The following is a 13,211-nucleotide window of genomic DNA, read 5'->3' as shown; positions in this document are numbered from 1 at the left end:
TGCGCGTGTCCAAGCTTTCCACCGCGGCGAAGCGGCTCGTGCTGGGTCGCCCCTTCCGCAGCGACACTCTCGGGCACGAGTTGCTGCCCAAGCGCACCGCACTGCCGGTCTTCGCCTCCGACGCGCTGTCGTCGGTCGCCTACGCACCCGAGGAGATCTTCCTCGTCCTCTCCGTCGCGGGGTTGTCCGCCTACGCCTTCTCGCCGTGGATCGGACTCGCTGTCGCCTTCGTGCTCGTGATCGTGGTCGCCGGCTACCGCCAGACCGTGCGCGCCTACCCGTCCGGCGGCGGCGACTACGAGGTCGCCACGAAGAATCTCGGGCCCACGGCAGGGCTGACCGTCGGCAGTGCGCTGCTCGTCGACTACGTCCTGACGGTCGCGGTGTCGCTGTCGTCCGCGGCGGCGACGGTCGGATCGGCCGTCCCGTTCGTCGCCCGGCACAAGGTGCTCTTCGTCGTCGTCGCGATCGTGCTGCTCACCGCGGTGAACCTGCGCGGACTCCGGCGCGCCGGCCGGGCGTTCGCCGTGCTCACCTACACCTTCGTGGGCTGCATGCTGGTGATGCTCGGGGCCGGGATGTTCCGGATCTTCGTCCTCGGCGACGACCTGCGTGCGGAGTCGGCGGACTTCGAACTCGTCGCCGAGCAGACGGATCTGACCGCGCTCGCCTTCGTCCTCCTACTCGCGCGCGCCTTCTCGTCCGGTTGCGCGGCGCTGACGGGTGTCGAGGCGATCAGCACGGGGGTGCCGGCCTTCAAGAAGCCGAAGGCACGCAACGCCGCGACGACCCTGCTGGTGCTCGGTGGCATCGCCGTCACGCTGTTCCTCGGGGTGGTCTTCCTCGCCGAGCGGCTCGGTGTGGTGGTGGCCGAGCATCCCGGCACCCAGCTGCGCGGTGCACCCGAGGGTTACGAGCAGAAGACGCTGCTCTCCCAGCTGGCGCACACCGTCTTCGAGGGGGTGCCGGCCGCGTTCGTCCTGATCACGATCGTCACCGCCGTGATCCTCGTGCTCGCCGCCAACACGGCCTTCAACGGATTCCCGGTGCTCGGTTCGGTTCTCGCGCAGAACCGTTACCTGCCGCGCCAGTTCCACACCCGCGGCGACCGGCTCGCCTTCAGCAACGGCATCCTCTTCCTCGCCGGGATCGCCGTCGTCTTCGTGTGGGTCTTCGAGGCCGAGGTCACCCGGCTCATCCAGCTGTACATCGTGGGTGTGTTCGTCGCGTTCAGCCTGGGGCAGGCCGGCATGGTGCGGCACTGGACGCGGGAACTGAGCACCGAGACGGATCCGTCGGCGCTGGGCCGCATGGCGCGGTCGCGGCTGATCAACGGCGTCGGGTGCGTCTCCACGTCGGTGGTGCTGCTGGTCGTGCTGACGGGCAAGTTCGCCGCCGGGGCGTGGATCGCAGTGGTGACCATGGTCGTCGCGTTCGGGCTCATGAAGGCGATCCGGCACCACTACGACACGGTCGCCGCCGAACTCGAGAGGGCGGACTGGGACGGGGTGCTGCCCAGCCGCACCCATTCGATCGTGCTCGTCTCGACCTTGCACCTGCCCACGATGCGCGCCCTCGCCTACGCGCGGGCGACCCGCCCCGACACCCTCGAGGCGATCACCGTGAACGTCGACGACGAGAGCACCCGGCGTCTCGTACTCGAATGGGAGAAGAGCGATCTCACCGTGCCGTTGAAGGTCGTCGAGTCGCCCTACCGGGAGATCACGCGGCCCGTCCTCGACTACGTCCGCCGGGTGCGGCGCGATTCTCCCCGCGACGTCGTGACCGTCTTCATCCCCGAGTACGTGGTGGGGCACTGGTGGGAGCAACTGCTCCACAACCAGAGCGCCCTGCGGCTCAAGAGCCGGCTCCTCTTCCAGCCGGGAGTGATGGTGACGAGTGTGCCCTGGCAGCTGCGCTCGTCCGCGGACGCCGGTGCGGTGGGGCGGGCCGCCCCCAACGGGCAGGATCGACAGTTGGACAACGAGGAGGAACCGCGGTGAATCGTCAGGCACACCCGCGTACGGATTGGTCCGGCCGGAGGATCGAGGTGATCCTCGGCAATCCCGCCCACGGTGGTGCGTGTGTCGCGCGGTTCGAGGGGCGCGTCGTGTTCGTGCGGCACGGACTGCCGGGGGAGCGTGTCTTCGCTCGGGTCACCGAGGATCGGGGCGGGTCGTTCTGCTTCGCCGACGTGGAGGACGTGCTCGAGGCGTCCGAGGACCGCGTCGATCGGGTCTGCCCGATCTCCGGTCCGGGAGGGGCGGGTTGCTGCGACCTCGCGCACATGACCGTCGAGGCGCAACGCCGTTTCACGGGCGCGGTGGTGGCCGAGCAGCTGCGCCGGCTCGGTGGGGTGGACCGCGAGGTGACCGTCGAGGAGGTGCCGGGCGGTGCGTCCAACGGCACCCTGTGGCGCACCCGGGTCCGGCTCGCGGTGGACGTGGTGGGGAACCCGGGATACCGCCGGTACCGCAGCAACGAGGTCGTCCCGGAACTGGCGTGCCCGCAGATCGATCCGCACGCCTACGTCGGCCTCACCGATCGTGTGTGGCAGCCGGGAGCGGAGCTGCAGGTCGTACTCGACGCGGACGGCCGGCGGCACGTGGTGGAGATCGCACCTCCGGTCCTCTCGGGTGGTGCGCGACGGCAGGGCCGGCGCGGCGCGGCGTCGCGGCGGGCGGCGGTGAACGCGCGCCGTCCGGAGAAGGTGATCGAAGGCTCGGGACGTGTGGTCGAGCGGGTCGGCGAACGCGAGTGGCGGTTGGCGCCGACCGGTTTCTGGCAGGCCCACCGCGGTGCCGCGTCGACCTATTCGGCTGCGGTGGCCGACTGGGCGCAGACCTCGGAGGGTGCGACGGCATGGGATCTGTACGGCGGAGTGGGGGTCTTCGCGGCCGTGCTCGCAGAGCAGGTCGGTCCGTCCGGTCGGGTGGTGTCGGTCGAGTCGTCGAAGACCGCCGTGGACGACGGGATCGAGGCGCTCGCCGACCTCGGCCAGGTGTCCTTCCGTCACGGGCGCGTGGAGCGGGTGATTCCCGATCTGCCGGCTCCCGAGGTGGTCGTCCTCGACCCGCCGCGGGCGGGGGCGGGCAAGGACGTGGTGGTCGCCGTGGCCGCAGCGGGACCGCGCCGGATCGTCCACGTGGGCTGCGATCCCGCGTCCTTCGGTCGTGACGTGGGGCTGTACCGGGACCACGGATTCGAGTTGGCGGACGTCCGGGCCTTCGCGGCGTTCCCCTCCACCCATCACGTGGAGTGCATCGGACTGTTCACCCGTTGAACCGGGTTCCCGTCGCACCCGCTCGGGGCGAGGTGTGACGAGGGCCGCATCCAACAGTTGGTGTGACATGAAAAAGAGATTGCTTGTAGTACGCAACTAATCTGTATAGTTGCATGACGTAATCAATTAGTTCACTCCGACGGAGGTTCGCTGTGCCGGAAAAGGCTCAGGCCCACGAACTCGCCGACGCCATCTTCATGTTCGGTCGCACGCTGCGCGGTGCACTCGTGCACCACGACACCGATGTGCTTCCTTCCGCGCTCGTCGCGGTGCTGTTCGTGCTCGCACGGATGGGGGAGTGCCGGCCCAGCGAGCTCGCCGTCGAAATGTGCGTCAGCCAGTCGTCGTTGAGCAGACAGATCGCCGAACTCGTCGAGCGAGGCCTCGTGGATCGACATCCCGATCCCGACGATCGTCGTGCTCATCGGGTGAGTTGTTCGGTCGCGGGTATCGAGATCCTCGACATCGTGAAGAAGCGCCGGACCGAACGGCTCTCCGCAGAACTCTCGGACTGGCACGAGGACGAGATCGCAGGCGCCATCACGACGCTCGAACGTCTCACCTCCTCCCTGGCTCCGCTCGTCATCGATACTCGAAGGACCAATTCATGACCACAGTCTCCGGACAGGGAGCGCAGCCGGATGCTCCGGCAGCCGAGGAGCAGATGACGCACCGCGAGATCCTCGTCGTGCTGTCGGGCCTCCTCGCCGCCCTCTTCACGGCGCTGCTGAGCAGCACCATCGTCTCGACCGCCCTGCCGACGATCATCGCGGATCTGAACGGCACGCAGACCCAGTACGCCTGGGTCATCACGACGGCGCTGCTGGCGAACGCCGCGTCGACGCCCATCTGGGGCAAGTTCGCCGACCTGTTCAACAAGAAGCTGCTCGTCCAGCTCGGGATCCTGGTCTTCGTGATCGGCTCGGTCCTGGCCGGTATCGCGCACAACGTGCCGGTCCTGCTCGCCGCCCGCGTGATCCAGGGCATCGGCATGGGTGGTCTGACCGCTCTCGTCGTCGCGATCATCGGCAGCATCATCCCGCCCCGCCAGCGTGGCCGGTACTCCGGCTACATGGGCGCCGTCATGGCCGTCGCCATGTCGGGTGGACCCGTGCTCGGTGGTGTCATCGTCGACCTCCTCGGCTGGCGCTGGTGCTTCTACGTCTGCGTTCCGATCGCCGTTGTCGCGCTGATCCTGCTGCAGCGCACGCTGCATGTCACGACCGTCCGCAAGGAGAACGTGAGCATCGACTGGTTCGGCGCCACGCTCATCACCGCCGCGGTGAGCGTCCTGCTCGTCTGGGTGTCCTTCGCCGGCAAGGCCGGCTACTACGAGTGGATCTCGGTCGAGTCCGCCCTGTACGTCGGTGCCGGCATCGTCCTGCTCGTCGCGACGTTGATCGTCGAGACGAAGGTCGCCGATCCGATCATCCCGCTGAAGATCGTCACCGAACGCACCACCGGTCTCGCGATCATCGCGTCCGTGGCCGTCGGTATCGGTCTGTTCGGCGCCACCACCTTCCTCGGCCAGTACTTCCAGACCTCGCGGGCCTACAGCCCGACGGTCGCCGGTCTGCTCACCATCCCGATGGTCGCCGGCACGCTCGTCTCGTCGATGCTCTCCGGTGGGCTCATCACGCGCTTCGGCAAGTGGAAGGGCTTCCTGATCGGCGGCGCGATCCTGCAGATGGTCGGTTTCGGCCTGCTCGGCACTGTCGACCACCTCACCTCGCTCACGCTGATCAGCGTGTACATCGCGATCGTGGGTCTGGGCACCGGCATGCTGATGCAGAACCTCGTCCTCGCCGTGCAGAACACCGTGAGCGTGCGCAACATCGGCGCCGCAAGCAGCTCGGTCGCCTTCTTCCGCACCTTCGGTGGCGCGATCGGTGTGTCGGTGCTCGGTTCGATCCTCGCGTCCCGTGTCGCGACGATCTCCGCCGACGGTCTCGCGAAGCTCGGTGTGGACACCTCCGGCGGCGGATCGGGTGGAAGCCTCGACTTCTCCCAGCTGCCCGAGCCGGTGGCCGAAGTCATCCGTGCCGCCTACGGCGACGCGACGGCGACCCTCTTCCTCGTGGCGGCGGCGTTCGCGGTCGTTACCCTGGTGGCAGTGGTGCTGATCCCGAACCAGGCGTTGCGCACCACCATCGACCTCGTCGAGGAGAAGTCGCCGGCCGATCGCGCCGACATCTCCTCGTGAGGGTGACCTCGCTCACCGGCGGACGATCCGTCCGCCGGTGACCAGGAGATCACGCGGAAGCGAGGCGGTGGCGGGAGACGCTCCGTTCCCGCGCTCCGTAGACTGAGGAAATCACTCGCGCGACGAGCGTGAGGCACGAGCCGGAGGGAGCTGTTCCAGTTGGGTGTTCTGTCCCGCATCCAGTCGCCCGACGATCTACGTCGACTCTCTCCTGTGGAGCTCACCGAGCTCGCGGGGGAGATCCGGGAATTCCTGGTCGAGAAGGTCGCGGCGACCGGGGGTCACCTCGGTCCCAATCTCGGCGTCGTCGAGCTGACCATCGCTCTGCACCGGGTGTTCGATTCGCCACGCGATCCGATCCTCTTCGACACCGGTCACCAGGCCTACGTCCACAAGATCCTCACCGGTCGTCGCGACGAGTTCGACGGTCTCCGGCAGAAAGGCGGGTTGTCCGGCTACCCGTGCCGCGCGGAGAGCGAACACGACTGGATCGAGTCGTCGCACGCCTCGGCGGCCCTGTCGTACGCCGACGGACTCGCCAAGGCCTATTCGCTGTCCGGACAGTCCGATCGGACCGTGGTGGCCGTGGTGGGCGACGGCGCGCTGACCGGCGGTATGTGCTGGGAGGCGCTCAACAACATCGCCGCCGGGCAGAACCGTTCGATGGTGATCGTCGTCAACGACAACGGCCGCTCCTACGCGCCCACGATCGGCGGTCTCGCCGAGCACCTCGCGGCGCTGCGCCTCAAGCCCGGCTACGAGAAGGTGCTCGACAACAGTCGGCGCATCGTCAAGCGGATCCCCTGGATCGGCTCGGCGGCCTACTCGGTGCTGCACGGCATGAAGGCCGGTGTGAAGGACGCGGTCAGCCCGCAGGTGCTCTTCACCGATCTGGGCATCAAGTATCTCGGCCCGGTCGACGGGCACGACGAGCAGGCGATGGAATCGGCGCTGCGTCGCGCGAAGGCGTACGGCGGTCCGGTCCTCGTCCACGCCGTCACCCGCAAGGGAGCGGGCTACGCGCCCGCCGAGAACCATCTCGCCGATCAGATGCACGCCACCGGCGTGATGGATCCGCGCACAGGCCGGGCGAAGTCCGCCTCCGCTCCCGACTGGACGTCGGTCTTCTCCGACGAACTCATCGCGCTGGGGGAGAAGCGGGAGGACGTCGTGGCGATCACCGCCGCGATGCCCGGACCGACCGGCCTCGCCAAGTTCGGCGAACGGTTCCCCGAGCGCACCTTCGACGTCGGCATCGCCGAACAGCACGCGGTGACGTCGGCGGCGGGTCTCGCGCTCGGCGGAATGCATCCCGTCGTCGCCGTCTACTCGACCTTCCTCAACCGCGCGTTCGACCAGCTGCTCATGGACGTCGCGCTGCTGCGGCAGCCGGTCACCGTGGTGCTCGACCGCGCGGGTGTCACGGGTTCCGACGGAGCCAGCCACAACGGTATGTGGGATCTGTCCCTGCTGGGCATCGTTCCCGGCATCCGGGTCGCCGCTCCGCGCGACGGGGCGACACTGCGCGAGGAACTCGGTGAGGCGCTCGACGTCTCCGACGGCCCGACCGTCCTCCGGTTCCCCAAAGGTTCGGTGGGAGAAGACATCCCGGCGATCGAACGTCTCGACGGCACGGTCGACGTGCTGCGGATGCCGTCGTCGCGGCGCGGCGACGCACTGATCGTCGCGGTCGGCGCCTTCGCCGGTCTCGCACTCGACGTCGCCGATCGTCTTTCCAGGCAGGGCATCGACGCCGCGGTCGTCGACCCGCGATGGGTGTTCCCCGTGCCCGACGCGGTGGTCGACCTCGCACGCGGCTTCCGGATCGTCGTCACAATCGAGGACAGCGGCCTCCACGGTGGTGTCGGCTCGGCGGTCTCCGCCGCGTTGCGCCGCAACGGCGTCGACGTGCCCGCCCGCGATCTCGGGGTGCCGCAGAAGTTCCTCGATCACGCCTCCCGCAACGAGATCCACGCCGAACTCGGTCTGACTGCCCAGGACGTGGCGCGTCAGGTCACCGGCTGGGTCGCCGGCCTCGACAGCGAACCCGAGGAGCGATCGCGACCGTCGGCGGTCGAGCAGTCCGACCGCGAAGCGGGCTGAGTCCGACCGACGCAGGTGAGCAAACGCCAGGGGCGGTATCCGGTGATCCGGATACCGCCCCTGGCGTCTGTATCGGTTAGCTCTGCATCTCCTCGAGTTCCATGCCCTTGGTCTCGGGGATCTTGGCCTTGACGAAGAAGAACGACAGCAGGGCGAAGAACGCGAACAGTCCGTACAGGAACCACAGGCCGACCGCGGAGGTGAGTGGTGGGAACGCCAGTGTCACCGTGAAATTCGCGATCCAGTTGGCGGCGGTGCTGATACCGAGGGCCACCGCGCGCATGCGGTTCGGGAACATCTCGCCGAGCATCACCCACATGATCGGACCCCAGGTGGCGGCGAAGAAGATCACGAAGGCGTTCGCGCCGACGAGGGCGAGCGCACCCCACGGTGCCGGAAGTTCGACGTCCTCACCGCTGCCGACCGCCTGCGAGAAGGCGATCGCGGCGAGCAGCAGGCTGACGAACATGCCGATCGAACCGGTCATCAACAGCGGACGGCGACCGATCTTGTCGACGAACAGGATTGCGACGAACGTCATGACCACGTTGATCACGGCGGTGATCACCGAGGTCGTGAACGACTGGTTCTCGGTGAAGCCCACCGACTTCCACAGTGTCGTCGAGTAGTAGAAGATCGCGTTGATACCGACGAACTGCTGGAAGACGGCCATCGTGATGCCGACCCACACCAGCGGCTGCAGACCGAAGACCGGGCCGCGGATGTCGCCGAAGGACGCCTTCGACTCGCGTCGCAGCGTCAACCGGATCTCGCGGACACGCTCGTCGGGCCGGAGCTCGCCCGTGACGTTGGCCAGGACGGCCGCAGCCTCTTCGTCCATGTCCTTGCCGACGAGGTAGCGGGGGGACTCCGGGATCGTCAGCGCCAGTACACCGTAGAGGACGGCAGGCGCGACGCCGACGAGGAACATCCACCGCCAGGCCTCGAGATTCCACCACAGCTCGTTCGACGCTCCACCGGCGGCGTTCTGCAGCACCGCGTCGGACAGCAGGGCCGCGAAGATGCCGAGAGTGATGGCGAGCTGCTGCAGTGATGCGAGGGCGCCACGGTAGCGAGCGGGTGCGATCTCGGAGATGTAGGTCGGTGCGATGACCGACGCGATACCGATGCCGAGGCCGCCGAGCACACGCCACAGCATGAGATCGGGAACGCTGAAGGCCAGACCGGACCCGATCGACGAGATGACGAACAGGGCGGAGCCGAGGAGCATCACCCGCTTGCGGCCCCAACTGTCGGCGAGGCGTCCGGCGAACCACGCGCCGACGGCACAGCCGAGCAGGGCGATGGCGACGGCGAAACCGGTCACGAACGAACTGAGCGCGAAGTTGTCCTGGATGGAGTCGACGGCGCCGTTGATGACCGAGCTGTCGAAGCCGAACAGGAAACCGCCCACGGCCGCCGCGACGGTCACGGCGATGACTTTCGCGGCGTGTGCGGTCGATGGTTGGGTCACCGAGGAACTCCTGGATCGGACTGGCCGCGAGAGCGGGAAAAGGGTTGGACACAGTGTGTTTTCTTCAGGGGAACATTACGCCGGGGTGAACGGCCGACTCGACGTTTCCGGCGAGAACTCGCCCACAAGGCGGACTTCGAACGCGGCATGGAGTGTGGCGACGCCTCCGAGTGGGTAAGAAGTTAAGAAATATTCTCTCCGCGCCGTCGCTCTGTCTGCGACCTGCCCGAGCGGTGAGGACCTCCGCTTGACACCGTGCGATCTGGAAATACAGTCCCGTTCCATGACTCGGCGACGACCGGACGCGACCGTACGGGGTGTGGTGGGTGAAGCGGCGTTCCCGCCGACCTCACCCGGAGGTTCCTCATGGAGATCGCTCTGCCTCCGGTAGAGCACGGGGTGGTGGAACACAGCAGGGCGCTCATCGATCCCGTCACACGTTTCCGGAACACGAGCGCGTACATCTTCCTCGTGGCGTTCGGCGACGACGAGGAACGGCGCAGGGTGGTGCGTTTCGTCGACCGCGCCCACGCACCGGTCCGCTCCGACGGATACAACGCCTTCGATCCGAGGCTCCAGTTGTGGATCGCCGCGGTGATGTTCCACGGCGGCCGCGACGTGTACGAGCGGTTCTTCGGCCTCGATGTGATGTCCAGGACGCGGCAGCCGCCGGAAGTAGATGGCACGCAGAGCAGACGGCGGAGATCAGTTCTCCGCCGTCAGGGCCTTCGCGAGTCGCGGCACGGTCAGCGCGCGCTGCCACGGCCGTGCCCCGCCCTCGGCGAAGCGGCCGTCGATGTACTCCTCGACGTCGGCCCCGTCGGAGACGTCCCAGTCCCAGCACAGGCGCCGAACGAGTTCGGGACTGATCAGGTTCTCGACGGGAACGGCGACTTCCTCGCTCAGAGCGGTGAGTTCGCCGCGCGCGAGGGCGAGACGTGCGGCCTCCTCAGGGTGGTGACGCGACCACCGGCCGGCCGGGGGAGGCCCGGTCAGGGGCGGCGTGAGAGGTGGGAGCCGGTCCTCCGGCAGTGCACGGGCCCGCTCGATCGCGTTGAACCACGCACGGGAGGAACGCCGCTGCCGCGGACCGCCGAAAACCGGAAGCTCCTGCAACTGTTCGACGCTCGTGGGATTCGCCTCCGCGGCGGCGATGATCGCGGAGTCGGGAAGGATGCGCCCCGGGGCGATGTCACGCCGGGCGGCGATCTCGTCGCGGGTGGTCCACAGTTCCCGGACGATCGCCAGGCGGCGTCGGTCCTTGATCGCGTGGATCTTGGACGTGCGCCGCCACCGATCGGGCTTCGGAGCGGGCGGCCCCGCGAGCCGGATGTGCTCGAATTCCTGAGCGGCCCACTCGGTCTTGTTCTGCCGCTCGAGTTCGCTCGCCATCGCGTCGCGGAGTTCGACGAGTGGTTCGACGTCGAGCGCGGCGTAGTTGAGCCACGAGTCGGGAAGCGGTCGCGTCGACCAGTCCGCCGCACCGTGGCCCTTGCGCAGTTCGAGGCCGAGGGTCTCGGCCACGATCGCGGCGAGACCGACGCGGGGGAATCCGGCGAGACGACCGGCGAGTTCGGTGTCGTACAACTTCGCCGGACGGAGTCCGAGTTCGGCCAGGCCGGGGAGATCCTGGTCGGCGGAATGCAGGACCCATTCGAGGTCGTTGATCACCTCGGTCAGGGGAGCGAGGTCGTCCCGCGTGGGAATGGGATCGAGCAGCACCGTGCCGGCGCCGTCACGACGGAGCTGTACGAGATAGGCGCGCCCGGAGTAGCGGTAGCCCGATGCGCGTTCGGCGTCGACGGCGAGCGGGCCGTGTCCCTGCGCGAGCATCGCTGCCGCGTCGGCGACCCCGCGCGCCGTGGTGACGACCTCCGGGACGCCGTCGCGGGGTTCGAGGAGCGGCACCGTGGTCACGCTCGTGCTCTTCTGCTCGTCCTCGTCGTTCTGTGCCGGCATGGGCGTGACTCTAGCGGTGTCGTCCCCGTGTGCAATTCCGTTCCTGTCCGGAACGTCCGATCGGTGGACACGCACGGACCCGCTCGACGCCTCGCGAACTCCCCTCAGAACACCGTCACCTCTCCTGCGAGACGACATCGTCGCGCTCCACATCCGATGTGAGGATGTCGTCGTTCTCCGCACCCGCCGCGAGGATGAGGTCCTCGAGGGCGGGAGAGAAGTCGTCGACGAGTTCCCACAGGTCGGGGACGAGATCGGGACACGAGATCAGACCGATGTCGAGCCTGCCGTCGAGGGAGAGCACCGTGATGTTGAGCGCTGCGCCGTGGAAGATCGGGCCGAAGGGGTACATCGCCGTCATGCGGGCGCCCAGGAAGTACAGCGGGACGGGAGGTCCGGGCACGTTGGAGATAACGAGGTTGTGGATCACCGGATGCCGGTCGGCGAGCCGCAGTCCGGCGTAGGCACGCATCGCGGGGGCGAACACGGCCGCGCCGAGGAACTGCGACCAGTCCTGCAGCAGGTTCGCGCCGAGGTCGGCGTTGTGCTCCTTGGACACCGCGTTCGCTTCCGAGAGTGCCCGCAGCCGCTCGGCGGGGTCGGCGATGTGGGTGTGAAGGTCGGCGAACATCGCCGAGACCTGGTTGCGTCCCGGCCGATCCGACCTGCCGTGGACCGAGACCGGGATCATCCCGATGAGCGGGGAGTCGGGCAGCTCGCCGCGCCGCTCCAGATATCGGCGCAGCGCACCGGAGCACACCGCCATCACCACGTCGTTGACGGTGACGCCGAAGACGTTCTTCACCAGCTTCACGTCGTCGAGATTCAGCTCGGCGAAGCCGACGTTGCGGTGTCCGGTGATGGTGGAGTTGAACGGGGTGCGCGGCGCCGTGAACGGCGCGGGCATGGCGTCGCCGCGTCGTGCGCGGGCGATCCAGGAGGTCAGCGATGTGACCGCGCCGGGAAGGATCCGCAGCAGGTGGAGAGGCCGGCGCGCCACGTTGAGGGCTCCGGCGATCGCGATGGCGAGATCGTTCGCGTCGCCGGCACCCCACTGCACCGGTTCGGGCCGGGGATCGGCCGGGTCGAGGCTGCACAGCTGCGCGATGAGCGCGGCACCGGAGACCCCGTCCACCCCGGCGTGATGCATTTTCGCGATGACGGCGATCCTGCCGTCGTCGAGACCGTCGACGAACCACATCTCCCACAGCGGCCGGGAGCGATCCAGCGGTTGCGCGGCGATGTGTCCGCACAGCTCCGCGAGCTCGGTCCGGCTGCCCGGGGCGGGCACGCCGACGTGGTGGACGTGCCGGTCGAGGTCGAAGTCGTGGTCGTCGACCCAGACCGGATGGTCGAGGTTGAACCTGCTGTCGGCGAGCTTCATCCGGAACTGGGGTACGGCGGTGAGGCGCGCTTCGAGTTCGTTGCGCAGGCTCACGTAGTCGTAGCCGCCCGGGACGGTGGACGGATCCAGCACGATCAGCCCGCAGATGTGGAGGAGCTGACTGGGGGTCTCGAGATAGAGGAAACCGGCATCGAGCCCGCTGAGACGCTGCATGGATCAAGAGTAGAACAGGTTCTAGAAATCCGGTCGGATTGCGCAGGTTTTCACCGCTGGAGTCGCGCGACCCCCGCCGGAGGCAGACCCGCGGCATATGCGAGGACGTCGCAGAACGCCTCCACGTGCGGGGTCAGCATGTCGGACTGCGGAGTCCACGACGCGCGCAGTTCCAGTTGGTGGGCGCGTCCCGGGCCCGCGATGTCCCCGAACCGCACGGAGGTCGTCGCGGTCACCGTGCCGCCGAGCGCCGTGAGCGGTTCACCGTGCGCGGCGAGGGCGTCGACGAGCCAACTCCACGCGACCTCCGGCAGCAGCGAGTCCGCTGCCAGGCTCTCGTCGACGTCGGCCTGGATGTACGAGACGAGCCGGGTGGTCCCGTGCCACGCCTCGTCGCCGTCGGGGTCGTAGAGAAGGATGAGGCGGCCGAACGCGTCGCCCTCGGATTGCTCGGGCACCCGGTCCGTCTCGTCGTGCAGGACCTCGGCGCCCAGTGCGTAGCTGTAGGGGGCGAGCCGTTGCGGGGGTCGGATCGGCCCGACCTCGATCTCCGGGCGCACGGTGGCCGCGTTCATCGCATCGACTGCGGAACGGAAGCGGGCCGGCTCGGCGGGCGAGGTGGTCACCAGGC

At 68.2% G+C, this 13,211-nt stretch carries 9 protein-coding genes and 1 pseudogene; 6 read left to right on the top strand and 4 right to left on the bottom strand.

Going from position 1 to position 13,211, the window contains the following annotated elements; genetic code table 11:
• The first annotated feature begins 5 nt into the window (after positions 1 to 5).
• The 5 genes from M3330_RS01830 (at position 6) to dxs (ending at position 7,589) form a co-directional block, all read left to right on the top strand.
• On the top strand, positions 6 to 2,003 hold the full coding sequence (locus M3330_RS01830; protein WP_255026801.1) for an APC family permease: 1,998 nt from the start codon (positions 6 to 8) through the stop codon (positions 2,001 to 2,003).
• Positions 2,000 to 3,283, top strand: coding sequence for a class I SAM-dependent RNA methyltransferase (locus M3330_RS01825; RefSeq protein ID WP_217579860.1), 1,284 nt, complete (start codon positions 2,000 to 2,002; stop codon positions 3,281 to 3,283). The genes M3330_RS01830 and M3330_RS01825 overlap by 4 nt, the downstream gene beginning before the upstream one ends.
• 152 nt (positions 3,284 to 3,435) lie before the next feature.
• The gene (locus tag M3330_RS01820) at positions 3,436 to 3,894 is read left to right on the top strand and encodes a MarR family winged helix-turn-helix transcriptional regulator (protein WP_006551357.1); all 459 of its coding nucleotides are present in this window, start codon (positions 3,436 to 3,438) and stop codon (positions 3,892 to 3,894) included.
• Positions 3,891 to 5,486, top strand: a complete 1,596-nt coding sequence (locus M3330_RS01815; protein WP_006551358.1) for an MDR family MFS transporter — start codon at positions 3,891 to 3,893, stop codon at positions 5,484 to 5,486. Before M3330_RS01820 ends, M3330_RS01815 begins: the two co-directional genes overlap by 4 nt.
• A gap of 159 nt (positions 5,487 to 5,645) precedes the next feature.
• On the top strand, positions 5,646 to 7,589 hold the full coding sequence (dxs, locus tag M3330_RS01810; protein ID WP_084222380.1) for a 1-deoxy-D-xylulose-5-phosphate synthase: 1,944 nt from the start codon (positions 5,646 to 5,648) through the stop codon (positions 7,587 to 7,589).
• 76 nt (positions 7,590 to 7,665) lie between these two features.
• On the opposite strand, the gene M3330_RS01805 is transcribed toward dxs, so the two are convergent.
• The gene (locus tag M3330_RS01805; protein WP_024100730.1) at positions 7,666 to 9,063 is read right to left on the bottom strand and encodes a sugar porter family MFS transporter; all 1,398 of its coding nucleotides are present in this window, start codon (positions 9,061 to 9,063) and stop codon (positions 7,666 to 7,668) included.
• A gap of 366 nt (positions 9,064 to 9,429) precedes the next feature.
• Between M3330_RS01805 and M3330_RS01800 the strand changes: the two are divergent.
• Positions 9,430 to 9,645: pseudogene (locus M3330_RS01800) on the top strand (oxygenase MpaB family protein); the annotation flags it as partial.
• A 123-nt stretch (positions 9,646 to 9,768) separates the two neighbouring features.
• Here the strand turns inward: M3330_RS01800 and M3330_RS01795 are convergent.
• The 3 genes from M3330_RS01795 to M3330_RS01785 form a co-directional block, all read right to left on the bottom strand.
• The gene (locus M3330_RS01795) at positions 9,769 to 11,022 is read right to left on the bottom strand and encodes a ribonuclease D (protein ID WP_039587065.1); all 1,254 of its coding nucleotides are present in this window, start codon (positions 11,020 to 11,022) and stop codon (positions 9,769 to 9,771) included.
• Between the two features lie 115 nt (positions 11,023 to 11,137).
• Positions 11,138 to 12,580, bottom strand: a complete 1,443-nt coding sequence (locus tag M3330_RS01790) for a wax ester/triacylglycerol synthase family O-acyltransferase (RefSeq protein WP_255026800.1) — start codon at positions 12,578 to 12,580, stop codon at positions 11,138 to 11,140.
• A gap of 50 nt (positions 12,581 to 12,630) precedes the next feature.
• A complete protein-coding gene (locus M3330_RS01785; protein ID WP_026061620.1) occupies positions 12,631 to 13,206 on the bottom strand; it encodes a DUF3000 domain-containing protein in 576 nt (191 codons plus the stop codon).
• Positions 13,207 to 13,211 lie beyond the last annotated feature (5 nt).

The organism is Rhodococcus sp. GA1 (assembly GCF_024321955.1).
Classification (GTDB): domain Bacteria; phylum Actinomycetota; class Actinomycetes; order Mycobacteriales; family Mycobacteriaceae; genus Rhodococcus; species Rhodococcus pyridinivorans.
Note: the sequence above shows the minus strand (reverse complement) of the source record. Positions and strands in the feature narration are given on the sequence as shown.

Excerpts from the sequence above, each read along its gene's own strand:
- M3330_RS01815 (WP_006551358.1), top strand. The coding sequence starts at position 3,891 with ATGACCACAGTCTCCGGACAGGGAGCGCAGCCGGATGCTCCGGCAGCC.
- M3330_RS01795 (WP_039587065.1), bottom strand. The coding sequence starts at position 11,022 with ATGCCGGCACAGAACGACGAGGACGAGCAGAAGAGCACGAGCGTGACC.
- M3330_RS01790 (WP_255026800.1), bottom strand. The coding sequence starts at position 12,580 with ATGCAGCGTCTCAGCGGGCTCGATGCCGGTTTCCTCTATCTCGAGACC.